This is a genomic window from Candidatus Nitrososphaera gargensis Ga9.2 (assembly GCF_000303155.1).
In the GTDB taxonomy this organism is placed as follows: domain Archaea; phylum Thermoproteota; class Nitrososphaeria; order Nitrososphaerales; family Nitrososphaeraceae; genus Nitrososphaera; species Nitrososphaera gargensis.
In genome coordinates this window covers 1,267,468-1,293,304 of sequence record NC_018719.1, presented here as the reverse complement: position 1 = coordinate 1,293,304, position 25,837 = coordinate 1,267,468, and the positions used below count along the sequence as shown (strand labels likewise).

36 protein-coding genes are annotated in these 25,837 nt (G+C 50.6%); 11 read left to right on the top strand and 25 right to left on the bottom strand.

From position 1 onward, the window contains the following. The first annotated feature begins 50 nt into the window (after positions 1-50). The 3 genes from NGAR_RS07735 to NGAR_RS17430 all read left to right on the top strand — a co-directional run bounded on the left by NGAR_RS07735 (position 51) and on the right by NGAR_RS17430 (position 1,751). Entirely contained in the window at positions 51-1,214 is a 1,164-nt protein-coding gene (locus NGAR_RS07735) for a Cdc6/Cdc18 family protein (protein ID WP_148681152.1), read from the top strand. Positions 1,215-1,216: 2 nt separating this feature from the next. Continuing rightward, positions 1,217-1,516: a hypothetical protein gene (locus tag NGAR_RS07730; RefSeq protein WP_015019130.1), complete on the top strand. Its 300-nt coding sequence runs from the start codon at positions 1,217-1,219 to the stop codon at positions 1,514-1,516. 88 nt (positions 1,517-1,604) lie between these two features. Next, positions 1,605-1,751 (top strand): hypothetical protein, encoded by a 147-nt coding sequence (locus NGAR_RS17430; protein ID WP_187147720.1) that lies wholly within the window; start codon positions 1,605-1,607, stop codon positions 1,749-1,751. Positions 1,752-1,760: 9 nt separating this feature from the next. Here the strand turns inward: NGAR_RS17430 and NGAR_RS07725 are convergent, their stop codons facing one another. Beyond that, the gene (locus NGAR_RS07725) at positions 1,761-2,165 is read right to left on the bottom strand and encodes a hypothetical protein (RefSeq protein WP_148681151.1); all 405 of its coding nucleotides are present in this window, start codon (positions 2,163-2,165) and stop codon (positions 1,761-1,763) included. Positions 2,166-2,247: 82 nt separating this feature from the next. Between NGAR_RS07725 and NGAR_RS07720 the strand changes: the two genes are divergently transcribed. Beyond that, positions 2,248-3,876 (top strand): CTP synthase, encoded by a 1,629-nt coding sequence (locus tag NGAR_RS07720; protein WP_015019127.1) that lies wholly within the window; start codon positions 2,248-2,250, stop codon positions 3,874-3,876. On the opposite strand, the gene NGAR_RS07715 is transcribed toward NGAR_RS07720, so the two are convergent. Next, positions 3,866-4,873 (bottom strand): NAD(+)/NADH kinase, encoded by a 1,008-nt coding sequence (locus NGAR_RS07715; protein ID WP_148681150.1) that lies wholly within the window; start codon positions 4,871-4,873, stop codon positions 3,866-3,868. The two genes, NGAR_RS07720 and NGAR_RS07715, sit on opposite strands and share 11 nt — an antisense overlap. Positions 4,874-4,915: 42 nt before the next feature. Beyond that, complete coding sequence (locus tag NGAR_RS07710; RefSeq protein ID WP_015019125.1) at positions 4,916-5,839, bottom strand: PfkB family carbohydrate kinase; 924 nt, start codon at positions 5,837-5,839, stop codon at positions 4,916-4,918. Between the two features lie 227 nt (positions 5,840-6,066). Here NGAR_RS07710 and NGAR_RS07705 point away from each other — a divergent pair, with 227 nt between their 5' ends. Beyond that, positions 6,067-6,354, top strand: coding sequence for a 30S ribosomal protein S26e (locus NGAR_RS07705; protein ID WP_015019123.1), 288 nt, complete (start codon positions 6,067-6,069; stop codon positions 6,352-6,354). Here NGAR_RS07705 and NGAR_RS07700 read toward each other — a convergent pair. Beyond that, positions 6,347-6,982: a CDP-alcohol phosphatidyltransferase family protein gene (locus NGAR_RS07700; protein ID WP_148681149.1), complete on the bottom strand. Its 636-nt coding sequence runs from the start codon at positions 6,980-6,982 to the stop codon at positions 6,347-6,349. The genes NGAR_RS07705 and NGAR_RS07700 overlap by 8 nt on opposite strands. Before the next feature lie 210 nt (positions 6,983-7,192). On the opposite strand from NGAR_RS07700, the gene NGAR_RS07695 reads away from it, so the two are divergent. Then, positions 7,193-7,381 carry a hypothetical protein gene (locus NGAR_RS07695; protein ID WP_148681148.1) on the top strand — a complete coding sequence of 63 codons (189 nt, stop codon included), beginning with the start codon at positions 7,193-7,195 and terminating at the stop codon, positions 7,379-7,381. A 602-nt stretch (positions 7,382-7,983) separates the two neighbouring features. Here the strand turns inward: NGAR_RS07695 and NGAR_RS17425 are convergent. After that, positions 7,984-8,121 (bottom strand): hypothetical protein, encoded by a 138-nt coding sequence (locus NGAR_RS17425; protein WP_187147719.1) that lies wholly within the window; start codon positions 8,119-8,121, stop codon positions 7,984-7,986. A 191-nt stretch (positions 8,122-8,312) separates the two neighbouring features. Then, complete coding sequence (locus NGAR_RS07690) at positions 8,313-9,575, bottom strand: PQQ-dependent sugar dehydrogenase (RefSeq protein WP_015019119.1); 1,263 nt, start codon at positions 9,573-9,575, stop codon at positions 8,313-8,315. Positions 9,576-9,683: 108 nt separating this feature from the next. Between NGAR_RS07690 and NGAR_RS07685 the strand changes: the two genes are divergently transcribed. Further along, positions 9,684-10,277, top strand: a complete 594-nt coding sequence (locus NGAR_RS07685; protein WP_015019118.1) for a class II aldolase/adducin family protein — start codon at positions 9,684-9,686, stop codon at positions 10,275-10,277. On the opposite strand, the gene NGAR_RS07680 is transcribed toward NGAR_RS07685, so the two are convergent. Continuing rightward, entirely contained in the window at positions 10,274-10,570 is a 297-nt protein-coding gene (locus NGAR_RS07680; RefSeq protein ID WP_015019117.1) for a V-type ATP synthase subunit F, read from the bottom strand. The two genes, NGAR_RS07685 and NGAR_RS07680, sit on opposite strands and share 4 nt — an antisense overlap. Before the next feature lie 343 nt (positions 10,571-10,913). Here NGAR_RS07680 and NGAR_RS07675 point away from each other — a divergent pair, with 343 nt between their 5' ends. Next, a complete protein-coding gene (locus NGAR_RS07675; RefSeq protein WP_148681147.1) occupies positions 10,914-11,141 on the top strand; it encodes a hypothetical protein in 228 nt (75 codons plus the stop codon). A 7-nt stretch (positions 11,142-11,148) separates the two neighbouring features. Here the strand turns inward: NGAR_RS07675 and NGAR_RS07670 are convergent, their stop codons facing one another. The 4 genes from NGAR_RS07670 to NGAR_RS07655 form a co-directional block, all read right to left on the bottom strand. Beyond that, positions 11,149-11,571 (bottom strand): J domain-containing protein, encoded by a 423-nt coding sequence (locus NGAR_RS07670; protein WP_015019116.1) that lies wholly within the window; start codon positions 11,569-11,571, stop codon positions 11,149-11,151. 53 nt (positions 11,572-11,624) lie between these two features. Further along, on the bottom strand, positions 11,625-12,059 hold the full coding sequence (locus NGAR_RS07665; protein WP_015019115.1) for an SRPBCC domain-containing protein: 435 nt from the start codon (positions 12,057-12,059) through the stop codon (positions 11,625-11,627). 27 nt (positions 12,060-12,086) lie between these two features. Then, positions 12,087-12,557 carry a hypothetical protein gene (locus tag NGAR_RS07660; protein ID WP_015019114.1) on the bottom strand — a complete coding sequence of 157 codons (471 nt, stop codon included), beginning with the start codon at positions 12,555-12,557 and terminating at the stop codon, positions 12,087-12,089. 240 nt (positions 12,558-12,797) lie between these two features. Further along, positions 12,798-13,430 (bottom strand): hypothetical protein, encoded by a 633-nt coding sequence (locus NGAR_RS07655; RefSeq protein ID WP_015019113.1) that lies wholly within the window; start codon positions 13,428-13,430, stop codon positions 12,798-12,800. 214 nt (positions 13,431-13,644) lie between these two features. Between NGAR_RS07655 and NGAR_RS07650 the strand changes: the two genes are divergently transcribed. Together NGAR_RS07650 and NGAR_RS07645 are read left to right on the top strand one after the other, a co-directional pair. Further along, the gene (locus NGAR_RS07650; RefSeq protein WP_015019112.1) at positions 13,645-13,950 is read left to right on the top strand and encodes a hypothetical protein; all 306 of its coding nucleotides are present in this window, start codon (positions 13,645-13,647) and stop codon (positions 13,948-13,950) included. A gap of 1,044 nt (positions 13,951-14,994) precedes the next feature. Next, a complete protein-coding gene (locus NGAR_RS07645) occupies positions 14,995-15,273 on the top strand; it encodes an Lrp/AsnC ligand binding domain-containing protein (protein WP_015019109.1) in 279 nt (92 codons plus the stop codon). An 11-nt stretch (positions 15,274-15,284) separates the two neighbouring features. Here the strand turns inward: NGAR_RS07645 and NGAR_RS17420 are convergent, their stop codons facing one another. The 13 genes from NGAR_RS17420 to NGAR_RS07590 all read right to left on the bottom strand — a co-directional run bounded on the left by NGAR_RS17420 (position 15,285) and on the right by NGAR_RS07590 (position 25,067). After that, positions 15,285-15,461, bottom strand: a complete 177-nt coding sequence (locus NGAR_RS17420; RefSeq protein WP_187147718.1) for a hypothetical protein — start codon at positions 15,459-15,461, stop codon at positions 15,285-15,287. Between the two features lie 166 nt (positions 15,462-15,627). Continuing rightward, on the bottom strand, positions 15,628-15,963 hold the full coding sequence (locus NGAR_RS07640) for a hypothetical protein (RefSeq protein WP_187147750.1): 336 nt from the start codon (positions 15,961-15,963) through the stop codon (positions 15,628-15,630). Continuing rightward, entirely contained in the window at positions 15,893-16,648 is a 756-nt protein-coding gene (locus tag NGAR_RS19325; protein WP_407637189.1) for an eCIS core domain-containing protein, read from the bottom strand. The genes NGAR_RS07640 and NGAR_RS19325 overlap by 71 nt, the downstream gene beginning before the upstream one ends. A gap of 392 nt (positions 16,649-17,040) precedes the next feature. Further along, the gene (locus tag NGAR_RS07630) at positions 17,041-17,283 is read right to left on the bottom strand and encodes a hypothetical protein (protein ID WP_015019105.1); all 243 of its coding nucleotides are present in this window, start codon (positions 17,281-17,283) and stop codon (positions 17,041-17,043) included. A gap of 37 nt (positions 17,284-17,320) precedes the next feature. After that, positions 17,321-18,181 carry a prephenate dehydrogenase/arogenate dehydrogenase family protein gene (locus NGAR_RS07625; RefSeq protein WP_148681146.1) on the bottom strand — a complete coding sequence of 287 codons (861 nt, stop codon included), beginning with the start codon at positions 18,179-18,181 and terminating at the stop codon, positions 17,321-17,323. A 1-nt stretch (position 18,182) separates the two neighbouring features. Then, entirely contained in the window at positions 18,183-19,562 is a 1,380-nt protein-coding gene (locus tag NGAR_RS07620) for an aminotransferase class I/II-fold pyridoxal phosphate-dependent enzyme (RefSeq protein WP_015019103.1), read from the bottom strand. A gap of 11 nt (positions 19,563-19,573) precedes the next feature. Further along, positions 19,574-20,668 (bottom strand): chorismate synthase, encoded by a 1,095-nt coding sequence (gene aroC, locus NGAR_RS07615; RefSeq protein WP_015019102.1) that lies wholly within the window; start codon positions 20,666-20,668, stop codon positions 19,574-19,576. Between the two features lie 49 nt (positions 20,669-20,717). After that, positions 20,718-22,019, bottom strand: coding sequence for a 3-phosphoshikimate 1-carboxyvinyltransferase (gene aroA, locus NGAR_RS07610; protein WP_015019101.1), 1,302 nt, complete (start codon positions 22,017-22,019; stop codon positions 20,718-20,720). Continuing rightward, positions 22,012-22,869, bottom strand: a complete 858-nt coding sequence (locus NGAR_RS07605; protein ID WP_015019100.1) for a shikimate kinase — start codon at positions 22,867-22,869, stop codon at positions 22,012-22,014. The genes aroA and NGAR_RS07605 overlap by 8 nt, the downstream gene beginning before the upstream one ends. Continuing rightward, the gene (gene aroE, locus NGAR_RS07600; RefSeq protein ID WP_015019099.1) at positions 22,866-23,711 is read right to left on the bottom strand and encodes a shikimate dehydrogenase; all 846 of its coding nucleotides are present in this window, start codon (positions 23,709-23,711) and stop codon (positions 22,866-22,868) included. The genes NGAR_RS07605 and aroE overlap by 4 nt, the downstream gene beginning before the upstream one ends. Before the next feature lie 186 nt (positions 23,712-23,897). Further along, positions 23,898-24,581 (bottom strand): type I 3-dehydroquinate dehydratase, encoded by a 684-nt coding sequence (gene aroD / locus NGAR_RS07595; protein ID WP_015019098.1) that lies wholly within the window; start codon positions 24,579-24,581, stop codon positions 23,898-23,900. 36 nt (positions 24,582-24,617) lie between these two features. Further along, positions 24,618-24,764 carry a C2H2-type zinc finger protein gene (locus tag NGAR_RS17415; RefSeq protein WP_187147717.1) on the bottom strand — a complete coding sequence of 49 codons (147 nt, stop codon included), beginning with the start codon at positions 24,762-24,764 and terminating at the stop codon, positions 24,618-24,620. Positions 24,765-24,779: 15 nt separating this feature from the next. Then, a complete protein-coding gene (locus tag NGAR_RS07590) occupies positions 24,780-25,067 on the bottom strand; it encodes a hypothetical protein (protein ID WP_015019097.1) in 288 nt (95 codons plus the stop codon). Between the two features lie 137 nt (positions 25,068-25,204). Here NGAR_RS07590 and NGAR_RS07585 point away from each other — a divergent pair, with 137 nt between their 5' ends. After that, positions 25,205-25,549, top strand: coding sequence for a hypothetical protein (locus tag NGAR_RS07585; RefSeq protein WP_015019096.1), 345 nt, complete (start codon positions 25,205-25,207; stop codon positions 25,547-25,549). On the opposite strand, the gene NGAR_RS17410 is transcribed toward NGAR_RS07585, so the two are convergent. After that, positions 25,550-25,723 carry a pyridoxamine 5'-phosphate oxidase family protein gene (locus NGAR_RS17410; protein WP_015019095.1) on the bottom strand — a complete coding sequence of 58 codons (174 nt, stop codon included), beginning with the start codon at positions 25,721-25,723 and terminating at the stop codon, positions 25,550-25,552. Positions 25,724-25,837: the final 114 nt, after the last annotated feature.

The following is a 25,837-nucleotide window of genomic DNA, read 5'->3' as shown; positions in this document are numbered from 1 at the left end:
TCAGATATATATTGACGGACTACCCGTATCCAATTATAGCTGGAGAAGAGATGTCTGAAAGCGCAATCTTCCACGACAGGTCGAAACTATCACCACGATATGTGCCGGAAGAGCTGCCGCACCGTCAGGCCCAGATAGAGCAAATAATCCACGTATTTTCTGACGCAGCAAAGGATCCTGACAGGTTCCCGCTGACGATCCTGCAGGTGGTGGGCGTGGCAGGTATCGGCAAGACATCCACTATCCTCCGGTCTTCAAAAATTATTGAAGAACAGTTTGTAAAAAGCCGGCTCGTCCTAAAGACAGCGTATATCAACCTGAAGCTGCAGGGGGGCAACAAGTATGCGATTTACAGGTTCCTGCTTGAGAGGATAGCGCCGGAGCTGCCTGCTCAGGGCCTGAGCGCAGAAGAGATGCTCCGCTACTTGCTGAGATACTTACGGGAAAACAAACAGTACGCGCTGATCATCATGGACGAAATTGACTACCTGATAAAGACAAGCAAGGACACGGGCATCATTTACGACCTTACAAGGCTCAACGAATTCGAGCCGGACAAGCCCTGCAATGTCAAGGGTGTGGTGTTCATTGCAAGGAGCACAGAGTTTTACAGCAGGCTCGATCCGGCAGAGCTGAGCACGCTTGGTCGTGTGCCGATGGAGTTCCACCCGTATTCCATAGAGCAGGTGAGCGACATACTGGAGAGCCGCGCAGGCCAGGCGTTCAACCCAAAGGCAATAGGCTCTGATGTCATTGACAAGGTTGCAGAGATTACTGCTTCTCCAGAGGTAAACGGCGACGTGAGGTATGCCCTCGACCTCTTGCTTTATGCAGGCAACCTGGCCGAGTCGCAGGGGACAGGAAGGGTAACGCTTGACCACGTCCGCAAGGTGCACGGGCAGGTGCACCCTTCGATAACAACTGAGGAGATCGAGCAATTATCAAAGAACCATCTGGTCAGCCTGATGGCGCTTGTGCGGGCGCTAAAGAGCAAGAAGAAGCCGTACGTCGAGCTCAAGGATGTCAGACTGTATGCATCAGAGCTTGCCGAGCGGCTGGGCATGAAAAAGATAGATGTCGAAGACTACCTTGACGACCTAAAGGCAAGGAGGCTTGTCGACATCAGGTCGCTCAAAGAGATCGGGCTTCACGGCGCGTCGCTTGCAGAGCTAGAGCCGGCACTAATGAACAGGATCAAGGGCGGAGAAAAATAACAATGTCGTCAGAAACAATGAGCAGCAGGGAGATCATAGAGACAGGGCTTGGCAGCATCGGCAAGGTCAAGATAATCCGGGCGCTAGCCGAAGAGAGTAAGCTGGCGACGATTTATGTGCTCCACAAAAAAACCCACCTAAAGCGCGAGGATATCAAAAACAATCTGGACGACCTTGTAAGGATAGGCTGGGTGACTCAGAGCAAGTATGCCAACGTGATGTACGGCATAAACCGTGAAAACGAGTACGTCAATAAGCTGATTGAATTCTTCAACGACGTCGGCTACATCGGCCAGTCGTAAAAGGAAGCGGTTGCAGCATATGCATATATGTGTATATATTAAAAATACGTACTACAAGTTAATTTGCCAGGGCGCGCTTAACCTGTGTATGATGAAGCTCTATATATGCCAGAGTTGCGACGCCGTCTTCTGGTCCGATCTGGACGCTCAGCACCACAGCAGGAACAACCTGTATGGTAAATACAGCGAATACGACCTTGAAGACCTTTTGGCAAGGTTCCTTGCTCAGGCGTAAAAAGCTAACTCAGTCGTAGATGCTAAACCTGTCGTCGATTGTCTTGCCGCCACGTTCTATAGTCGAGAGGCTCCTGAAAAGGGCATCTACAGCTGCCGCTTCTGTCAGCTTGCCCTTTGCCACCTGACTGGCCGCGCCAGAAACGTCAAGGTGCTGCACCCGCTCTGCAAGGGCCTGTCTCTTCATGCCATTATCACCTGCCCGCCTTGCAAGCGACTCTAGTATCTTGTCGATGTGGTAGTTGATGTGTATCTCTGCAGCTTCGTCGCTTTTGACGCCGTAGAGCTTGGATATCGTTGCGTCAAGCCTTGCTTCGTCTTCGCCGGTGACGCTGGCATGGGCGGCTTCTATTGCGGATCTGCCCCGGAGTCTTTTAGAAGATATCTGCTTATTGTCCATCTTTTGTGAGAACAACGTCTATGACGCGTTTTCTTCATATTAACATAGCGCTTGCGAATCTAAAAAGGAATAAAAAGGTGCCTTTCCAAACCGTAATGTGCAGTCCAAGTCTCCAAACGGGAGCAAGTTCATTTTCGTTACAGGCGGAGTCATGTCCGGCCTCGGCAAAGGCGTGATAACCTCTTCAACGGCAAAGCTCCTCCAGCTTGCCGGCTACAAGATATCCTGCGTCAAGATAGACCCTTACGTCAACTATGACGCCGGCACCATGAACCCAGTCGCGCACGGCGAAGTGTTTGTCACAGACGACGGCGGCGAATGCGACATGGACATCGGCAATTACGAACGCTTTATCGACATAGCCATGACCAAGGACCACAACATCACAACAGGAAGGGTCTACATGGATGTCATCCGCGCCGAGCGGGAGGGCAAGTACCTTGGCCAGTGCGTCCAGATAATCCCGCACGTCACTGACGCGATAAAGAACACACTGCGTAAAATAGCAAGCGACGAAAAGCTGGACATCATGGTGGTAGAGTGCGGCGGGACCGTAGGAGACATTGAGAGCCTGCCATTCCTTGAAGCATTCCGGCAGATGGAGCTTGAGCTTGGTCAGTCAAACACGCTGTTCATACACGTCACATTGGCGCCGGTGCTTGACGTTGTGGGCGAGCAAAAGACAAAGCCTACCCAGCACAGCGTTCAGGAGCTCCGCAGGATCGGTATCCAGCCGGACATACTTGCGGTCAGGTGCAAGATGCCACTGAGTGACGACGCCCGGCGCAAGATTTCGCTGTTTGCAAGCGTCGAGCAGAAATGCGTGATTTCATGCCACGACGCGCCGTCGATCTACAAGGTGCCAGAAGTGCTTGAAAGTCAGGGGATGCTCAAGGCAATTTCAGAGAGGCTGGCGCTCCGGAGGTCGACTCCCCAGTGGGGCGACTGGAAGGCCATAGCAGAGTCATTTTCAAAGTATGGCGGCTCTGTCAGGATAGCGGTCGTAGGCAAGTACGTCACGCTGCCCGATAGTTATGTCAGCATATACCACGCGCTGTCGCACGCAGGGGCCAGCATAGGCAAGAAGGTAGAGATACAGTGGATCGACTCTGAGAAGTTTGAGAACAGAGGGCAGCAGAGCCTGTCGATGCTAAAGAATTTTGACGGGATACTTGTCCCCGGCGGGTTTGGCAAGCGCGGAAGCGAGGGGATAATCGGCGCGGCCAACTTTGCAAGGGCAAACAACATCCCGTACCTTGGGATCTGCTTTGGGTTCCAACTGGCCATAGTCGCATTTGCAAGGCATGTCTGCAAGCTTGGCGATGCAAATTCCACCGAGCTAGAGCCAAACACAAAGAACCCTGTGGTAGACTTTATGCCGGAGCAGCGTAACATACACGACATGGGCGGGACGATGCGGCTTGGCGCCCACGACATTGCAATAAACCCCAAGACCATTGCTGCCAAGGTTTACGGCTCTACTGCAATAAGGAGAAGGCACAGGCATCGCTACGAATTCAACAAGAAATATCTTGACCTTGTAAGCAAGAACGGCCTTGTCCTGTCGGCCCACTCTGACAGCGGCAGGAGGATGGAGATACTGGAGATACCAAACCACCGCTTTTACTTTGCTGTGCAGTACCATGCAGAATTCAACAGCAGGCCGGGCAAGCCAGAGCAGGCGTTTGATGCGTTCGTAAAGTCGGCAGCATTAGCTAAATCTTGAGCTCGTAGATCCTCTGCCGGGCGTCCCTCAGCGACGTCTTTTTCTTGACGTAGCCCTGGTTGATGAGGTGGCTCAGCGAGAGTCTGATCGTGCGCTCGGGCAGCATCGTCCTTGTCGCAAGGTCCTTCTGGCTCAGCGCGCCTTCGTACTCTAGCGTCTTTAGTATCAGTTTGGCGCTTGGCGGCATCCTGAGCATGTCTTCCGCAAGCTGCACTTTTTTTGCCATGAGCGACGCGGCCGACGACGAGTCACCAGCAAGCCTGACAAGGCGCGCAGGAAACTCGTGCTTTGAGCATTCAAGGTTGTCCTTTATCCGCATCCTGCGGCCCCCGTCCACCACCACCTCGCAGTGATACCTGCTGGTGATGTCGGTGATCTCTAGCTTGCTGTCGTTTGGAACCACAAGCGGCCTGCGGGTGTTGTCAAGCGAGTTTACAGAGACCACGAGAAACACTGGCGCCTTTTGGAGCACCATCGGGCCGCCTGCAGACATCGAGTATGCCGTCGAGCCTGTCGGAGTCGAAATGATGACGCCGTCGCTGTTGTCGTGCCATATGTCGTTACCGTCTATGCGCAGGACGTGCTCCATCAGAGTCGCGCTCTTGCTCGGGAAAACTGCCACGTCGTTTAATACTGGATCGACCTGCTTGCCGTCGACCTTGACTGACAGGCGGAATACTTCGTCAACAGAGTAGTCGCCGCGCTTTAGGCGCGATATTGCCGACTCGATGTCGCGCACTTCAAGCTGGGCAAGAAAGCCGGTCGAGTCTGTTTCATAGATGCCAAGCACTGGCGCAGAGTCGGTCTTGACCTTGTGGAAATAATCCAGTATCCCTCTGTCGCCCCCTGCCACCATCACGAGATCGACCTCCTTTGCGGTATCGTAGTCGTCGTCTTTCATTATCTGGGTCCTGACGTCGAGGGATTCAAGCGTCTTTTTCACTTTGGACAGGAGTGCACCATCTCGCGAGTCGACGCCTGAAAGCACCACTTTCATTGCTATTACTATAGGAGTGTTTGCCTAGAGCCTGATTTAAAGCTAAGAGAGTTGCTGGAAGCCGACGGTGTTGTAAAAGTAGGAGGCGCTCTGCTCTATCTTGGACATTGACGGGACCTTGGCAAGCCCGACCTTTCTTGTTTCAAGGGCAGCCCTGACTGCGCCTGCCCCAAAGCAGATCGCCCAGAGTGGGTCCTTTTCCTTCAGAAAAGAGCAGGTAAACGCTGCGCACAGAATGTCGCCAGCACCAGTCGAGTCTGGAGTGTCGACATCCCGCATCTTGATCCAGTAATGTGTCTTTTCGTAAAGGAGGTGGATTACGCGGTGCTCGGTTGAAACTACGAACCTGATTCCCCTTGACTGCAGCGCCTGCATTCCCTCAAGGCCCTGCAGCCCTCCTGTCAGTGCAGACATTTCCTGCGAATCGACCTTGATCGCGGTTATGCCCGATAGGTCTAGGTCAAGCCGATCCTTGAGCGTAACTTGCCCATCGCTGCCAGCAGCGGTTACTATCCGCATGTAGCCCTGCGGGTCGAGCATTACGAAATCCTTTCTGCCTCTGCTCTGCTTTATTGCGGCAAGGACGTCTGGCGGGACTTCGTCGATCACCGGGCTTGCCAGCCAGCAGTCGACCTTCATGTCCTTGATCTCGTCAACAGTCAGCGGATCGCATTTGGCGCTCAACACAAGCCGGCGCGACTCGCTCTCTGAAATGAGGCTAAACCGCGTGGTCGGCGCGCTTGAAGAAACCTGCCTGTCGCTCAGTATCAAGTCGTTGTCGCGCAGAACCTTGCGCATCTCTTGCGGAAAGTCGCTGCCGACCCTCGTCGCAAGGCGGATATCAAAGCCAAACCGCCTGCCCGTCATGCCGCAGTAGCATGGAGGACCTCCGACGCTCTCTGTCAGGTTCCCGTCCGCGCTCTTGATTGTGTCAAGCACGATATGAGAGGCGATACCTATTCTCAAGGTTGTCTAGTTATATGCTTTTTGAATAATAAAAGGGCTTGTTTGCGCAGCCCAAAACCGGTTTTGGGATGGCGGTTTGCTGGACTGGCGCTGCCCTCTGTATGTGTGACTGTGACCCGATAAAGCTATAAGCTTTGTGGACAATTTTTCCTGACAAGCTAACCGTATTTTTGGCATGAAAAACAATCACAAGATTTAAAGGATGGCTGGCGACCTTATCGCGATATATGCCAAAGAAGAGAGCGAGCAGAGGGCGGTCAAAGGGCGGCAAGGGCAGCTCTGGCGTAGTGCATTGCAGCTCGTGCGGCGCGCTGGTTCCACGCGACAAGGCCAAGAAGGTAACAGGAAGGATAACGCTTGTAGAGCCGACGCTTGCAAAAGAGCTCAGGGCGGCAGGCGCATACATTCCCATGTCTACTGACGTCAAGTTCTATTGCGTATCATGCGCAGTTCACAGGGGCGTCGTAAAAGTGAGATCAGAGTCCGATAGGCGTACTGCAGGCAAGCTCAGGTAAAAGAAGAGGACAGTTTTTTTGCAGTCACCGCTACCCTCTGGATTAGCGTGATGCCTGCCACTATTGACACTATTATCACTGCCCAGTACATTCCAGAATGCATACCAGATATTAGATCAAGCGGGATCATGCCAATTATTGCAAGGATGAGTATCCGCTCCGCGCGCTCGCCGATGCCTATGCCTTTGAGCTCGACTCCAAGCGACTCGGCGCGGGCCCGGGTATAGCTGACAAGGATTGATACCCCGAGAGCTACCAGACACCAAAACGGATCTGCAAGGCTGCCAAAGGCGATGCCTGCAAAGATCACCACTTCAGATATCTTGTCAAAGGACGAATCAAGAAAGGCCCCCTTTTTCGACGTCTGCTTTGTCACGCGCGCAACACTGCCGTCGACAACGTCAAAGAACGCCGAGACCAAAAGTAGGACGCCACCGATGACTGCCGCAAGGTATGGAGAATACCAGCGCACATCAAGGAAGGCAGGCGAGGCATACGCGACTCCTGCCGCGATGGATATAGCCAGACCTACGCCAGTCCAAAAGTTTGCTGACATGCCAGTTGAGGCAAAGCTCGTGCCCAGTCTTGTCATCATAGGCTGGAGCGAATCCCTCAGCTTGTTAAGCAACGATTTTTCAACAGGATTCTTACATAATTATATTTTGGCTTTAAGAAAATATTAGTCGTTGAGATAGCAATATCAAATATCCTGTTGCGTGGACATCTGATACGGATTTGCTGCTTGCACCCGCAGTTTTCTCCTGTCCGTCAATTGTCCATAAAATGGAATATTCTTCCATTTTCCTTAAATGCGATTAACTTACAGCACTTGCCAACCGTGGCCTACAAAATCACCATAGAGCTTAAACAGAAAAAGATGACACATGATGAGCTCAAGCAGGCATCAAGGTACCTTTCAGAAGCCCTTACGAAAATAGGAATTGACCACTCGGTAGAATGCCGCATGGACAAGCTGAAACTATTTCGCATAACCCGGGATTTCCTAAAGCACAGGAACGAGCCATAAAAGATTAGAGACTAGCAAAAAAGATAGTCGTTGGCTTTACCACTCCCTTACTGGCATCCTACACACATTAGAGCGGCCTGTATGTTGCGATGCCAAGTACAGGAATCAGAGCCAACAGTCCTATGCTTATCAACATCCCTCCAAGACAAATGTGGTATTTTGTGATCTTCATGCGTATACTTACAAAGAGCAACTATTACAACGATGCTCAAACACTTCACTCACAAGTTCAAAGGCAGTATTAGCTGTGAGCAGCAATGCTGACTGCTCATAATGTCTTTCCATGCAGAAATAGATTGCAAAAAAGAAATCTCTTGAGCAGCAAGCCAGATTTTTTGCTAGTGCTATTTGTAGCAGCTTCTAGCAATAGCAAACTTACCTTTTCAATTACTGAATGAATGCTGATCGGCTTCAAGACAAACTCGTCTGCCCCATAGTCAAGTATTCTTGTCTTTGTTTCCTCCAAATATCGATCCGCAATTACAAAGACCTTGATTTTGCTGTTCAACCTCTTTATGTTGACAATCAGCATTGCAGTCCTATCAGAAGTCACATTTTTCCATTCATGCAAACAACATCCACCGTGACAATTCCAACTTGCTTTATCTGGTCAATACATTCTTGAGCAGCACGGCGGCATACGGCTCAAAGCCTGCCAGCTTGAACGCGCCCCTCAGCAAGCGAAGAACATCTTGGTCATCGTCTGCTATTATGCAAACCGGCATACCACGCTCATTCATTTCTATCGCTGTCTGTTTGGTGCCAATAAGCGATATAATGGATAATGAAAAAAGTATTCTAATGTAATCTCTATTATAGCATGCAAGTTTCGGTTCGACACGCTAGAATGGCTGCAATAGATCGTAAAACATCTCCTTAAGCCATATGATGCTCTAAATGTGACAAAGTCACGGTGAAAGAGCAAGCATTGCTAGCTTGCAGGCACTATACGATACAGGCTGCCACTGAACGAAAGTACATAGAGATGCCCATCAGGGCCGGTTTCAATGTCGGTTATGCCGCCAAAGTTGGTGCCAAGTGTGACTGCCTGTGCTTCTGTGTCGCTGTCAGCCACCAAGTCCTCAAGCCCTGCACCGCCAATCTCGAGCCCCGTCCTGTCTTGGTTGACAGTAAAGAAGTAAAGGTTGCCGTTGTTGATGTCACCAACAAATATGTTGTAGGCGTACCTGTCCCCAAGTTTTGTAGAGTTTAGGAACTCGATATCGGTAACGCCCTGCGATACGCTCCAGCTGAACACAGGGTCTGCATAGTGCGACCCTTCAAACTGCACCAAGGTTTCTGTTGTCCTGCCGGTCCTGTCTATAGGTCCCATGATCTGCTCCCAGCCGCTGTTAAAGCCCTGCTCGACTACGTTTATCTCGTCATAGCCTGCCGGGCCATTCTCGGTGTCCCACAGGATTCCTGTTAGAGGGTCAAAGTCCAGCCCAAAGCTGTTGCGTATGCCGTAGGCATAGTACTTGTTGTTCGTGCCGTTGTTGACCGCATTTCCGTCGCGGTCAACCCTGAAAATGACAGAGGTATCGTCGGGCTCTGGGCCGTTTGGAAAGTTCTGGAGCATCCCGTTCCTGTTGAGATCACCTATAACTGTGTACAGCATGCCGTCGGGCCCGATTATCATCTTACCGCCGTCGTGGTTCGGGCCGGGCTCGCCGGGCAGGTCAAGTATAAGCGTCCCTCCGCCAAGGTTTCCAGAGCCGCTCCAGTCGTCGTGCCTGTATACTCTGTTCCTTATTTCGCCGCCGTCAGACTCGGTGTAATATAGGAACACGGTCTTTGAGTCACCGGTGGCGTTTGCCACCGCTACGCCAAGCATGCCGCGCTCGCTGACGCCATCAACAGATACTTCGTGCACAGGGTCGGGCTGCAGGGTCCCGTTTGTGACATGGCGCACCCTGCCATCGTTCTTTTGCAGGATCAGAAGATCGTCGTGATCCAGAAACGCCATGCTGGTTGGCTGGACCAGCCCTTCTATCACCTTCTCAACCCTTAATCCCGCGTCAGAAAGCGTGGGCGGGTTCAGATCTGGCAGGACGCTGAATGTGCCGTTTGCAGACACCGACCCAGATGTGTCATTGTTGTTCAACCCGGCGTAGCCCAGCGAGATCGACACGGCTGCCATCACCACCGCCACCGCGATGATAATCAAAAGAGGTATTGCCAGCTTTCTTTCCATCAGAGGTTTGATATTCTACTTCCCAATTATTAAGAAGTTCTGGTTGCAGCCTACTACTGGTACTGCTACCAGTGCCGCTTATAACGTGGTAAAAACTATCCCAACCTGTTGGATAGCAGAAAAGAGCTCGTTGACTGCGTCAAGAGCTTGTACGGCATGGGCCTCACCACTCCTGTCTCGGGCAATCACAGCATCAGATCTGGCGGCAGCTTGATGTGGATCACGCCGTCAGGAGTCCCGCGCTACAGGATGCGGCCAGCTGACCTTGTCAGAGTAGACTTGAAAACCGGCAAGGCTATTGGCAGGTCAAAACCAAGCATCGAGCTTGGCATGCACAGGAGCATCTACAATGTGCGCCCCGATATCAATGCGATTGTCCACGTACATAGCCCCTTCACCATCGGGGTTTCGATATCTGCAAAGAGGTTCTGGCACGTAATAGGGGAGGCCAAGATGGTGGTCGGCGAACCGGCTGTCATTACAAACAGGCCCTCCGGCTCGGCCGAGCTTGCAAAGGCAGTGTCAGACGAATTCAAAAAGGGCGCCAGAGCGGTCGTGATCAAGAACCACGGAGTTGTCGCTGGCGGTAGCGACATAGACCACGCCCGGGCGATAGTAGAATCACTTGAAGAATGGGCAAAGATACTGACGATCGCGCAGGTGTTTGGCGGCGTGTCCAGTTGGCTTGATGATGACGGCTAGACGCCCAGAATCTGCTTGAGGAGCGCCCGGTAGTCGACCCTTTCTTTCTTGCTTCCCGGCGATGGGAGCTCAAAGATCAGCGGTATAGGTCTCTTTGCCCGGAGGCTTGTCAGCTGGTAGCGAATTTCCTTGCCAATGTCGTCGCTCAGGAGCACCAGCCCGATCCCGCTGTTTTCGTCCATCCTGTTGATCTCGGTAAGCGCCTCTGACGGCGTCTCGACCTTCACTCCCTTGACCCCGGCCAGCTGGAAACTAGTGACAAAAACACGGCTGCCTATTGCGACTATTCGCATCTCGTTCGCCTTTAATTCCAGTCCCTTTTTATTCCTTTAGGACAGTTGTTGCCTAGGCTGAAGCAGAATTAACTAGTTCTTTTAAGCAAGTTTCCTTTGGACTGAAAAAGTGTGCGCATTACATTCCTTCTTGTAAATTGCACTATTCTTCGTGCGTCAAATGGTGCAAAATGCACCAAAATTCGTCTGGAAGCACAGTTTGTAAATTGTAGCATTTTATGCACAAAAATGCTACATGCTGCATCATTTTTCTTCACATGCTCCACTAGAAACGCACGCATGGGGGAACTACACACTAGGACAGGAAACCACTTATACCATGTAGCCTGCTAGATCAGATGAATTGGCTGCAACAAAATCTATGCTTCTGATGCTCATGATCGCTTCGCTGGCCTCTGGCGCGTTGGCCGTGCTGCTGGCGCTGTCGGTGGGCGGAGGCTCGATGCTCATTATTTCAGCACCTGGCTTTATAGTGGGCGCCTTCTTTGCGTTCAAGTACGCCATGTATGACAGGTCGAAGGCCAAAGAAGAGGAGCACAGGCGCAGCAGGAACCACCGCCACAAACACTAATAGCTAGCTAGTCGACAAGCAGGATATAGATCACTACCGCGCCAAGGCACGCAAACAGCACCATCGTGGCCTTCCACATGCCAAAGCTGGCCTTGTCGCTGATGTCCCACATGCCGCCTCCAATGTTGCTTGGCCTGTAGCGCCTCTTGATCTCTTCATAGCTATACACAGTAGTAAAGTCAGCCGGCGGCGTCCACCTTGGCGTGGGCCCGGGCCTTTGCTGTAAAGTGCTGTTGTCATAGATCTTCCTTGCCTGATCGTCTGAAAGCACCTCGTAGGCTTCTACTATGCTCATGAACTTTTGCTTCGACTCTTCAGAATTCCTGTTCTTGTCCGGGTGGTATTTCAGTGCCAAATTCCGAAACGACTTTTTTATCTCGTCCTGCGTGGCTTCAGAGGACACTCCCAGTATCTCGTAGTAACTTGGCACCCGGTACCAAAGGCAGGACAACTAAATAATTATTTTCATTACCACCACCTCAATCAAGTCCGCTCCGCCCTCTCTTTGAGCGCCTTGTTCATCTCTTCAAAGCCTTCCTTGACGTCGGTGTCAAGGCTCTTGCCGAAGAACGAAGTCAATAGCCCGTCAAACACCTCTCGATGGACCAGCCTGACGCTCCCTGGCTGCAACTGTTCTATGGTAAAGATGTGTTCGCCGTTTAAAATGCCGGGGAGGGAGCTCTTGCCAAGCCAGCGGAGCTCTCGTCCATGCTCGACCTTTGTCACTGTCGGCTCGTATTTTCTGCGTTTGCCTCGGGGCGTCTCGATGTGTATCTCTATTCTGGAGCCTTCCTTTGCTTCGCCGATTATCTTGTGTATGAAAGGGTTCCACTGTTCGTACCTTTCAAAGTCGGTGAGTATCTTCCAGACTTTTTCCGGGCTGGCACTGATCTCGATCTCTGTGTGGAGTTCTTTCACCCCGGTACATCAAATCGCATTTTATAATTAGTTTCTGCTTGTAAACTCGATCCTTATCGACTGGCCTTCCATCAGTATAATGTCACGAATATCGCCTTCAGTGTGCTGGACATCATTGACAAACACCTTTGTATTGTACTGCAGAAGGTCGTTTCCAAGCCAATAATACAGGAAATGACCTAGGGTAAAATCATGTGGTCTGCTGTATGCTACATGGATTACGTTTTCCTGAAGAGTATGGACAGGTCGTATGCAGTTGTCATCGATACCAATTCCTCTTGGGACTAATGCTGGAAAGCCATCTTCTGTTACAGTTATTGGAACTGACAGCTGGAAAGGCTGCGATGTCGGATCTTCTATACACTGGTTAACAGGGTCTTGAGAGCGAAAGTATATTGAAAGTGCTGCAGTGGCAAAAATGGCACCGCCAATAAGCGCGGCAAGCACCACCATTGAAGATATCAGTTTTTTCCTTTTCTCCGGACCTTCAAATGCCATCAGGATCAGCTAGGCTCGATGTTATAACTGCCTTAGTGAAGGGCAGCGTACATTGGCAAGCTGCTGTCTGTCAGATGGAATCCAAGCAACATGTTCGCAGGAGTTGTCGTAAGCCAGATCAAAACTCCAGGTACCGCAGCGCAGACTAGGATAGTGAGAATAATCAGCCAGACGGCTGTCATCTTTTCGACCATCGATCCAATTCACTTTGACTGCGTTATATAAGTCTTCAAATGTGTCCTAGCCGGCCTTCGGCGCGGCTGCATTTTTGGATTGGCTCTTCAGCAAATCAAGCTCCCTTGTGAGCTCCTCGTTTTCATCTTCAAGTATTTTGAGCGATGTCAGTGCTTCTACATTCTGCGCCCGGAGCGCCTGAAACTCTTTTTGAAGCTTCTCGTACGATTGCTTCAGCTTATCGTCGCTCTGGACTGTTTGGGTCTTTTGTGCGGATGGCGCATTTTTGAGTGCGGCCTGGAGGCGCGCATTTTCGGCTCTCAGAGAGTCAATCAACAGGGTAGCGCTAGCAATCTGCTCCTTCAGTCCAGCAATTTCAGCAGAATATGATCGGCCCCGAGTAACAAGTCTGGCATTGTCTTCTATTAACTTTTGCCTCTCAGCACCATACCTGCTTATCTCTGCCTTTAGCTGGGCAACAAGCTCGGCATTTGAAGAGACATCAATCTTGCTCCTTTCAACCAGCTCGGAGAGGATTGTCGGCATCGCCTCAGAGTTGATGTATGCCGTGGCCCCAAAGTCCAGAGATATCGCCCCCTTGGATTTCAAAAAGTTCTCGATTGATGGGTCCAGAGGGAAGGAGCTTGCGTTAAACATGAATAGTTTTACCTGCGACAATTCTACCCTGTCTTGCTTCATTTCTTTAAAAAGATTGGAACATAAAATTAGTTGATACGAGTATTCAAAGAATGTAGCACGCACAGCATCATCGCAATAATGAACGTCAAAGTGTTTAACGATTCGGTAAAGTTCTGCCCACCACAAGAATCTGAGGAACCTCTTCAGGCAGGGATTTCATCCGCAAATGGTGTCTTGAAGGTATTGTTATAAGGTCATGAGCTGCAGCTACTATATGACGGATAGAGGCTTTAAAGTTGATATCCTGAATGATTCGGTCAAGTTTTATCTACCCCGCGTAGAAGGCTATCTAGAGATAGTACGCGATATGGCCTTCAGGTACAAAGGAATGTCATTAATCGAGTTTGATGGGTACTTTGAGGGCAAAATGGAACCTACAAAGTACACAAGAGTCGAAATTCACACAAATGACGTTGACGAAAATAAAATGACCGAAGTGGCAAATGAATTGCGTATCAGGCTTAAACAGAAAAGTCTAGCTTTTGAATTTAACAACAAACTGATTCTTGTAGGAGAATAGAGAGCGATATATCTGGGCTGTATGTATATCCCTCCCCTAGGATCTCTATAGCAGCTATAGTAGCGCTTCATGAGAGAGACAGGCTCAAAGGTGCCGTGCGGCTGGCTGCGCTGGATTCACGGTCCATGTTGTTGAATGGTAGTTCAGATTTATCATTATCACGAATCGCCCATTATCCCTAAATATCATAAAGCAAAACATCCAATTGTGACTCAATTCAACCGTCAAGAGGAAAAGTCGCATCTTGAAATGCCAACACAGTGAGCATCGTTCGTTCACGATATAATCAGCCAGTTGACTAGAGAGAATGTTGCTTTGACATACGAATTAAACAATGTCAGAATAGCAGTTCCGGGTTCACTAAATAATAGATCGGAACAAGCGCAATGGATAATTGATGGAAGCATAACGGTCAGGGGCACAAGATAACCTCCATCACATTACTGACTAGCAGAGACTTTCTTAGCTCTCAATTCACTTTTCAATTCATATTTTCAGTTTTTAACTTTCAAATGCAACAAGCCTGAATACTGTATAACAATCATGCTGATTCACCACTAAGGGTATCCATACCCGCGACTCCAAGCCCGAAAGCCACATATCCATCTCTAAATCCCTTGGCAAGCAGGCTTGTTTGCTTTTCCTTCGAAAAGATTTGTTGTTCTGGCGTCATCGCTCCTAGGCAGGCTCAGCCAGCATTCACACATGTGCTGTATTGACACTGAGCGCTGTATAAGAACTTGCGCGTTGGAACTTTCTAGTGTGATGACATCAATGTGGTCGTTCTTCTAAAAATAAAAGATGAGGCTTGTCTGTCAAACCTGACTAGAGCCTGAATACTTTGCAATGATTCAAGCCAGATACAGAAGAAGAATTCTTCTGTGTTATCGGATAGCAGATATAGCGATGAGAACTGCCAATGTGATCTCTGCGCTGCCCTGAAACAAAAGAGCCTTGCATTCGAGTTCAACAACAAGCTGTGATATTGATGAGCGAAGCCTAGGCAATATCGTTTAATATCCGGCACTAGTTACAGATAGCCATATGCCTGGGGCATACGTCATGGTCAATACGCTACCGGGGATGGAAAAGCCTGTCCTTGACGAAATAGCGCAGATACCCGGCGTCGTGTCGGTTGAAGGCGTGTATGGCGAGTTTGACTTAATAGTTCGAATTGAGGTCCCGGTTGGCAACACAGTTGATTTTGTCATCAACAAGCTGAGAAAGGTGTCGGGCATAAAGTCAACGAGAACAGTTTCGACCATTGACGGTGAGCGCAAGAGTGGCACTGGTATGGATTATCTTGGGCCGCCTTCTGACTGAGTACTTTTAAATCATTTTGAAATATCCCAGCTGCCACCGTTATTATCAGAGCTGCCGTTGCCCCATGTCCCTTGGAGTGTGTTCTCCTTTGATGAAGTCCAGATGCCCTTTCCTGAGGCAGCCCCTTCCTGCCAGTCAAAGTTTATCTTTACACCTGTTATAGCGCCCAGGACATCTGTAATGTGCATATCATTCCGGCGATTGTACCACCTATAGTAGAAGTCCCATCAGAATATGTGTAGCTGCCAGTCACCTTCGTCCCGCCGGTAACTGCGAGCGTGACATGTATCGGCATATTCACGCCAGGACTTGAGAACGAAAACCCGCCAGCCCAGTTCCCATAAGCAGGTTGCTTCATACAGTTTTGCCCACAGAAGCCTCGTAAAAGCTCGGATTGCTTTCCTCGTTCCAGTTACTATTGATATAATTGGCAATATCAAAAGTCATGTTAGGGTTGGCATCAAGGTCGCGATAAAACTGCAACCCCTGTTTGTTTGCTTCAAGGTCGGCATTTGAGAAAACGCCGGTGGTTTTCAACCCATAACCTCCCGCTTCTGTTGATTCTCCGTATGCCTCTGCTGCCTGTTCTTTGGCAGGTGTCTTTTCCTTCACAAAATAATCAAAGAAATACTCGTAATCCTGTTGCAAAAAGTGATCCAACTTGTCGCTTCCAATACAGACTCCGTTCACACGCATTGTCGGATTGAGTATCGGAAATAAGGGATTGCTCTACAGACGATATGTCACGCCTGCATACTTGGTTGAACTTTGGGCCGGAAGGCGCACTTTTGATGCGCCCAATCCCTCTGCCCATAGCTCTATCTTCGCCCTGGGCTCGTAAGGGAATTTTCAGCCAGCTCTGCATAAAGTTCCTGTGCCACATCTGCACCGGTAGGCTTGCGCCTGCTGCTTTGTGTGCATTGGCAAGGGCCTTGTTTATACGGGAATTGACATCGCTCATACTATCTGCAAGACCAGAGCAACTGTTGGTAGTGTCAGTTTTGGCCCGCTGTATGGAATGCAGCTCAGCCCCTTGTTGTTGCACAACATGTGTCAACTTGTGTGCCAAGAGCTGCCTGCCGGCTTGGCTGTCGGGAGAGTACTTGCCTTCTGCAAACATGATGCTGTTTCCTACGGTAAATGCAATTGCGTTTAGATTGGATGACAGGCGGGCGGCTTGCAAGCCTGTGTGAATCCTAACTTTGCCAAAGTCAGTTCTAAAACGCTCCTCCATGAACGAGTGCGTCTGCGGATCAAGGGCATGCCACCATCGGACATGCTTTGGATCTCGCCGGCTACCTCCGACGACACAGGCATCTCTGCATGATCGGAGGCAGACTTCTTGTTTATTTTTAGATCTTGGCAATCTGTACACTTGCGCTGCAAAAATGTGGAGCCACTCTGTGCAAGACGGTGCCCCATCTCCAAAAGGGCACTTGTCACTGCCCGGGCCACCCTGTCGGCTTCTTGCTCGTAGGCGTCGCCGGGGCTTCCAACTACTGGCTTTGCGCGGGAAAGCTTGGAAATATCTTGATGTTCTTAAAAGCAAACTCCGCGCTTGTCGATGCTACCGACGGCTTGCTACTTTTGGATGGCAGTGTTTTATGAACAAAAGCTCCTTCACTCTTCACTTCTTTATGCGCAAGCTGAAACAATTACCTTGGAATGGCAAAAAGCAATAATTAAAGATTCTTGGGTGGCACAGGATTATGCGAGTGTCGTGATCCTAAATGAAATTGTAGATGCTCTTGATGAGTTGGTTACTCTTCATTGGAAGTCGTGCAGTGGTTTGTCCTTGTGCAAGTTTATCTTTGCTTCCAGCTGCTTTTTGTGAGCAGACAGTATGTGCTTGTTGGCGCATGCATCGTGCATTATCCCTTTGTCGCAAAAGTCGCACGCTGTTACAAAGTCAATCTTGCGGAAAGCCTTTTTGCAGTAGCCGCACTTGTCTGCTCCCACGTCAAAATCCGATAAAGGCTTGAGCCAAGAGTCGCGCCAGAGAAGTGTCATGTGTATATTCACTGGCACGCTGCACGTATTTTTCCTTTTACTTCATGTTCTCAATGATGTCGTACATGCGTCGATAAGACTGTTGGAGGTCCTGCCATTTTTGCATCTTTGACCTGACCTTTTTCAGGTCGGCCCTTAGCCTCTTGCTGTCCCTAGCAGACGCCATCTTGGCTACTACTGCTGCTTTTTTCAGGTATTGCTGGATGTATTTCTTGGCGTACGGGTTTTCTTGGATAAGGGCAATTACAAGATCTGGCTCGTTTGTCAATATGCTTTCTGCGATGAGCGACTGGAGACCAAACGTTGTCCCTGAAACCTGCTTGAGCATTGAAATATTGTTTCCAGATACCACCTTGGCAAATACAATGTTTGCAAAGTACGTCAGTCCAAGGACAGTTGCAATAGCCTTGTCGTGGGTCCGGGCATCCGGCAGCACCTTTACTGCAGCATTTTCAAACATTTCGTGCACGATCTTCAGCTCTGCCTCCTCGTTCCTTACGGGAACCAGCAGCACTTTGGTCTGCATCTTATCGCTTGCACCCGGTCCAAACATTGGATGGATGCAGAGTGGCCGCAAGTGGCCCGGTACTCGCCTGAGTGCCTGAAAAGTCCTGTGCTTTACTGACGATATTTCTGAAATGATAGCACCATCATTCTTCATGCTTTTTGCACATTCCCTGATGATCTGCGGGGTCATGCGCACAGGAACAGAGACAAGCACAAGGTCGGCACCCTTGACGCAAGCGCTTATGCCGCTTGCGACCCTGACATTACCGGAAGGTCTGAGCGTTTCCTTATTTACATCATATACAGAGACGTGCAATCCACGCCGGGCAAAGTAATTGGTGAACCATGACCCCATCTTACCGGCTGCGCCCACGATCGCTATTTCCTGCAACTTAGGCAAACTCCTTTATGACTGACGCCATTATATCAAGGCCCATTTCTAGTGTCTTTTCGGGCTGGCATGCAGATATCCTGACAAACTGTCGATAATGATCGCCAAAGCCGCTTCCCGGCGCAATAGCCACGCCTTTCTCAAGCAGCTTTTCAACAAGCATGATGTCATCGCCCTTTGGCAGCTCGGGATAGACATACATCGCACCGTCAGGCTCGACGAACTGGAGCGACATCTCCTTGAGTTTGCCGGAAACAAAATCAAGCCTCTTTTTCATAGTCCTGATATTTTCTGACGGGTCTTCCCCGAGGGCTGCGAGAGCGGCGTATTGCATGGGCTCTGCAACGCTTGTTATCCCAACCGCTTGGACCCTGGACATTTTGGCAATGACGTCCTTGCTTGCGACAGCATAGCCTACCCTGAACCCAGTCATTGCGTAGCGCTTTGAAAACGACGACACCAGAATGCACTTGTCATAGTCATATTCGTGGATGCTGGCAAATTTCTTGAAGGCATAGTCGGCGTAGACTTCATCACTTAGGATATAGAGGTCGTTGTCTTTGGCAATCGACACTATTCTTTCCATTGTCTTGCCATCCAGAATCTTGCCGGTTGGGTTGTTTGGGTAGTTGAGCGCTATCATTTTTGTGCTCGGGTTCACCATCTCTTCCAACTGCTTTAGGTCAGGTGTCCATTTGTTCTCAATGGTGGTCCGCAGCACTTTGGTCCTTGCTCCGATAAAGTCGGCGCACTCTTTGTATGCTGGCCATGCCGGCTCGATGACCATCAGCTCCTGCCCGGCCTTTAGCAACGAAGTGATCGCGCTAAAAACTGCAAACCGGCCGCCCGGCGTCACTACAACCTGATCTTCAGAGACACCCTCTTTCTTTGCAAGCGCGTCGCGCAATTTTGGGATTCCGCGTGTATCTGTGTAGTGGTATTGCCGTTGCTTGAACGATTCTGCAAGCGAGTCTCCGACTGCTTCAGGAGGAGAGTAGTCTGGCTCGCCAACCTCCATGTGGATTATCTTTTTCCCCGACGCTTCAAGCTGCTTTGCCTTCATAAATATGCCAAGGTGTGTCTGTTTCTGCTGTCCCTTCTGCGGGCGTTTTTGGGCCTGCACATGCTCAGATTCTGCAAGCAGAATGTTGAGCAGCTGCAGCGCAAAGTCGCGGCCCATGCCGATTTGGTCAGCAAGTGAAAGCACCATGAGCCGTATGTCGTGCTCGACCTTTTCGTCCTTAACGTCGATGCCAAGCATGCTCTTTATTTCCCCGATCTGTTTTGCAAGATCCATTCGCCGGTGCACATCACGTATTATCTGCGCAGTTATGTCGCGGACCTGGCGGCGCAGCGATTCTAGCTCGTCGTTCTTGGCCATCGCCATCATCATCACTTGAGCACAGGTGGAATAAGGCCTGCTCTGATGGCGTGGTCGGCTAGAACCATCGAGACGACACACTCGACCACTGGCGGAGCTCTTGGGACAACGCACGGGTCGTGCCTACCGGGAACTTCAAGGTAAGTCTGCGAGTTCTTGGCAATGTCAAGCGTCTCCTGCGTTTTCGCTATTGACGCTGCCGGCTTGAAGCCAACCCTGATGACAAGCGGCATCCCATTTGAAAGCCCACCTAGTATGCCGCCGGCGTTGTTGGTCTTCGTAACCACCTTGCCGTCCCTTATCATGTAAACGTCGTTATTTTCGGAGCCACGCCTTTTGCTGCCGGCAAAGCCAGAACCAAATTCGACAGCTTTGACCGCAGGTATGCTGAAAAGCGCCTTTGAGAGATCCGACTCGAGCGATGCAAATATCGGCTCGCCAAGACCCACGGGGAGGCTGCTGGTGATGCATTCAATGACTCCTCCAAGTGAGTCGCCATCCTTTCTTGCCTGCAGTATTGCTTCCCTCATTTTTTCTGCGGCCGCCGGATCAGGGCACCTGACATCATTGCTGTACCGAGTTGCGATGTTGGCCGGCGTGATGTTGCCGGCCTTGACGGTGCCGATCTCTGTGGTGTAGGCTACTGTTTCGATGCCAAGTGTTCTTTTCAGCAGCTTGCCTGCGACGGCCCCAGCCATCACCAGCGTTGCAGTGAGCCTGCCAGAAAACCTGCCACCACCGCGATAGTCTGCAAAGCCACCGTACTTTACCATCGCAGGATAGTCGGCGTGGCCCGGCCGCGGGATGTTCTTTATCATTTCGTACGGTCTGGAATCAGAATCCTTGTTCCATATGAGCATGCAGATGGGCGCGCCTGTCGTGTTACCGTTAAAGATGCCGGAGATTATCTCTACCCTATCTTCCTCTTTTCTCTGGGTCATGACAACCGACTGGCCGGGCTTTCTCAGGTCCAAGAGCCCCTGAATGTCTGACTCGTCAAGAGGCAGGCCTGCCGGACAGCCGTCGACGACAATGCCGACGCACCTTCCGTGGCTTTCTCCAAAGCTCATGGCGACAAAGCGTTCGCCTATTATACTGCCACCCATCTCTCTAGTAGGTGCACTTGAGCCTGCTCTATATATTGTCTTTTTGTTATTATTCTCTGTCCGGCGCCGGCGAGATCTTTGCCCCGAGATCCTTCATGTCCTGAATGAAAGCAGGATACGAGACGTCCACCGACTCGGCACCGGCCACCACCGACTTTTCAGTCATCATTGACGCTATTGTAAAGGCCATAAAGAGCCGGTGGTCGTTGTATGCCTTAAGGGACGCATTCTTTAGCGGCTTGGGAGCGGTAATCTTTAACCCATCTTGGAACTCCTTGATGCGCGCCCCGAACTTGGTCAGCTCTGAGGCAATATTTGCAACCCTATCCGTCTCTTTCACCCTTGCGTGCGCTACGCCGGTTATTGTTACAGGGGTTTTCGCCTTGAGCGCAAGTATCGAGACTACTGGCAGGAGGTCCGGCGTGTCGTTCAGGTTAAAATCTCCTCCTTCGAGTTCCTCGGCCTTCTGGACCACCACTTCGCCTTTGCTTTTATCGATCTTTATCGGGCAGCCCATCTGCTTTAGGATGTCGACGATTTGCGAGTCGCCCTGAGGCAGTGCAAAGTTGAGGCCCTTCACTTCCAGTTTTTCGCCGACAAGCGCGCCAGCAGCAAGTATCAATGCGGCGGTCGAAAAGTCGCTTGGCACATCGAATTTGGTTGCGCAGTATCTTGCGTTCTTGATCTGGTATTCCAGCATGTCAGATCTATGATCCACCGTTACGCCAAAATGCTTCATTGTTGCAAGTGTGGCGCTGACGTATGGTTTGGACACAAGGTTGCCCTTTATCCTCATCACTATTTCAGAGTCGGCATAAATGCCGGCGATAAGCAGCCCCGAAATGAACTGGCTTGAAATGCTGCCGTCGATAACCGTAGTTCCGCCCCTTATCCCGCCGCCTTTTACTATAAGGGGCGGAGTGCCATTTCCCTTCGTGGAATGCGCTTCAACCCCCAGTTGGGCAAGCGCGTCGAGTATCGGCTGCATCGGCCGCTTGCGCAGGCTCTCATCACCGGTCAGCACTGTGTATCCGGTCCTCACGAGGCCGGACATTGCTGTCATTATCCTTATTGTAGTGCCTGAATTCTCGGCGTTTATCACGTTCTCGGGCGGCTCAAAGGTATGCCTGCCCTTAACCTGCACCGTTGTGCCTTCGTGTTTTATCTCCGCTCCAAGGGCCCGGCAGCTAGCAAGAGTTGCCAGAGTGTCGCGGGCAAGCAGGGCATTTGTTATCGTCGACTGCCTTTCTGCAAGCGACGCGATCGCTATTGCCCGGTGGCTGTAGCTCTTGCTTGATGGACATCGAACACTTCCAGCTATCTTGGACTTTCTTACTAGTATGCTAACCATTCACAATTTCCACGCTTGCCTTCTGGTTATTAACCTTGGAGATGATAATCTTGCCGTCAAACTTTGACAGGGCTGACTTGATGTCTTCTATTTCGTCTTCGTACGCCACTACAGCAACTGACGGACCGTTGCCAGAGATTCCTGCCGCCAGTGCTCCGCGTTCTAGTGCCGCCATTATGGGCGCGTACCTTGACGACAAGGCTGCAGAAGCAAGCACGCCATTTAGCTTCATGGCTTTCCAGTATTCACCTGCCTCAGCCAGCCTGAAGGCATCCGTGAACAGGTCTGATAGGGCGCTCAACTTGTGTACGTCACCCCTCGGAGTGTTGCGTGGTAGAAAAATGATCGCATACAGGTTATCAGGCGCAGGCTCTCTACGTATCAGCCTTCGTGAATAGTTGTCAGTAACCGTAAAGCCTCCAAAGTAGCAGGCAGTGGCGTCGTCGTATGCTCCAGTTATAGAGACCTTGGCATCCAATGATGCTCGGACTGCTGCATCAAGGACGGCGTTGTCGTCGATGTCATCATCCCTTGCAAGGCGGCTGCATGCAAGTGCCACCGCGTTTGACACGGCACTTGAGCTCTTGAGCCCGTAGCCAATCGGGATTTCGGACTTGACTCTTATTGTTACCTGGTTGTTTTCGATCATTTCTTTCGGCATTGTGTTGCGCACAATGTTATTGACAAGCCGGTCCTCGTTCCTGCCTGTCAGGAACCTGACTCCGCGGCCCCTTCCAAGCTCGGCCTCTGCAGTGACCCTGAGCGAAATGCCAAGCGACGAGCCGTTGCCCGTGGCTATGGCGTTAACTATCGAAATGGCCCCGTGCATAGTTGCCCTTGCCTTTCTCATACTGGCTCCCCAAAGATTCCAAGGAGGTTCTTTTTCATAGCTTCCCGCGGAGCCGGGAGGCCAGTCCATATCTCAAATGCCTTCGCACCCTGTTCGATTAGCATTTCGTAGCCGTATACAACGGTTGCCTGTGCATATTTGGCATTTTCGATCAGATCTGTGACTATCGGGCGGTAGACAATGTCGTATACTATGCTCCCCTTCTTGATATGTTCGTGGTCGATAACGCTAGGCTCTTTGTGGAGGCCCAGTGTCGTCGCATTCACTATCAGGTCGCATTCCAGCGAGACGTCCTGCGCATTTTCAAGCGGCAATGTTTCGGACTTGAGTCCAAGGCCGGACCCGATCTTGGCAAGCTCGGCAGCCTTTTGCACATCGCGGTTTGCAATTGTTACCTTGGCAATGCCTCTCTCTTGCGAAAGAGCTGCCACCACTGCCCGAGCCGCCCCTCCGGCTCCAAGCAGCAGCACCTGCATGCCGCCAAAATCCACATGCCGCCTGTGCAGCGGCTCAATAAAACCATCAATATCGGTGTTGTATCCCTTGAATATGCCTTCGATGTTGTTGACGGTGTTGACAGCTGCCGCTTTTTTTGCAGAAGCGTCCAGCTCGTCAAGGTACCTCATCACTTCCACCTTGTGTGGAACTGTCACGTTGAACCCCGCGATGTTTATGCTGCGCAGGGATTCGATCGATTCTTTTAGTTCATTCGCTGGGACTCTGAAAGCAATGTATGTACAGTTGAGTCCAAGCGCCGCAAATGCGGCGTTTTGCATCCCTGGCGATAGCGAATGTTGGATCGGATCGCCTATGATGCAGTATGTCTTGATCGAGCCTTGCAATTTGTCCAGATGCGAATATCAACCAGTCTGCCATATATACCTGAAAGAAATCGAGCATGAGACACCTCAAGTATGCAGAGCCCCGATCTGAATGGTCTGGTCTTCCAAAGGGATATGACGGAAGGTTTACACCCTGTAACACTGTTTGAACAGCATCGGATAAAAAGCTAGGCGTATGTGGATGGCCTACAACATTTTCATCCTATCGTACAGCTTCTTCATCTGCTTTACTGTGAGCTGGCCGGGTGCAACGGCTTTTTCAATGCTTGCATATGTGAACGGCGCATTGCCTATCACGGTGCAAAGTACGCGAGAGATCACGCCTGCCTCTCCCATTGCAAAAAAGATCGGGTTCAAGCCAATGGCAGTTTCGTACATCTCTAGCAGTCGCAGTGAATCCTCGACGTTATTTGCCGCAGTCACTATCTTGACATAGTTGCTGTATATCCTCATCTCTGACAATATGTCGGCTATCTGATCGTTTGGCGGCGTCTTTTGAAAATCATGCCATGACACAAGCACCGGCGTCTTTTGCCCTTCAAGAAAATCTGCCAGCTCGTCGTTTTGCTCCAGGGTGTCAAGCTCGACATCTAGCAGCATCGGCTTTTGCTCGGCAAGTCGGTACAGCCATTTTATGCGGTCCTGCTCGCCTCCGGCAAATTTGCCTCCCTGGTCTTTTGAGCGGAGTGTAAAGATTGCCCTGTTCTTTATGCCCTTTGCAGACTCGATCGCTGCCTGCAATTGCTCCGGCCTGAGAAAGTCGAACCGGATCTCGACATAGTCGGCTCCAAGCTCAAAGGCCAGGCCTGCCTGCTTTGTTATCGACTGGACATCATCGGGTGCTATCGACGCGCAGATCTTGGCTGCCAAGGCATTAATTATGCTCTTGCAGCCAGATTAATTGTTTTAGCCTACTCCGGCCGGAGGCGAGCTGTTCTTGCTGTGATCCATACGTTTGTGCGCCTCAAGCAGGTCAGCAGAATCAAAAACCCTGCCACAGAGGTTGCAGCGGTGCTGTCTTGGAGCTTTAGAGCCCGCGGCTGCAGTCGACATGATTATCTTTAGCTGCTACACCTTATTAAGGATGATTTGGCCGGCAAAGGCGTTAGCCGAGGTGCCCATATCGAGGCCTATCAGGCACAACATGCCCTTCATGCCCCTCGTCCAAGAATCAAAGCTTGACGAGCTGTCTTCTGAGGAGGAAGAAGAAAAGCCGCCGCATTTTGTGAAGGCGCTGCTTGTGCATCCATAATCCGTACAGTTTGTGATCTCTGAAACGCCCAGAGCCACCGGGATTACAAATACTGGAATCATGTATGCAAACATGATTATGCCGAGTGAGATGGCAGTCATCATGACTACTTTTTTAGTGTGAGGATGCATCTCGGTAAAAATTTCTCAAAAACGACAGTTAAACCAGTGTATGTCATTGTGGCTTACACAACAACCCTGCCCACAGATTATTAATCCCTGCCCATTTAGCATGGACACATATGCCCTCTGTGGAGGAACATGCCGCGCGGCTTCAATCGCTTGGCTTTGACGACGCGATGATAGAGTCGTTTTCTAAAGAATGGAGAGCGCTCGCAGATGATGGCTATGAGATGTACGCAATATATACAGGCGCAGACGGCTCTGCACTAGAAGACAAAAAGGCGTGCGTCATCTGCTCAAAGAGCGATTCCGGCTTGCGCTGGGAGAAAGTAATAACTCCAAGTCAGGACAGCGCGGCAATCTACTCTGTGTGCAAGAGTTGTGATGACCAATATGTCGAGACGGCCATTCGGCAGAAGGCACTTGGCAGGCTGCTCAAAGAGCGCAACACACGCCCATCATGATCAGCGTATCTTTATGTGGGACACCCTTTCCGGTTTTATCTTTAGCAGGACCCTCTTCTCTCCCGGCGCGTGGCCGGGATATTTGTCTAGGCCCACATACTTTTTAGCCATCTTGTCAATATGTTCATCTGCTCCATTTGTGGTCTGCTCAACTACCTTGCCTCTGACAGTCACCCTTTCATACAGGTTGGCCTGACGAATACGGAAACTGCGATTCGTGGATCCCGTGAGATGTTCTTTTGCTTTAGCCTACCCATTGCAGTATTGATAATAATGTGGTTGTTCTCG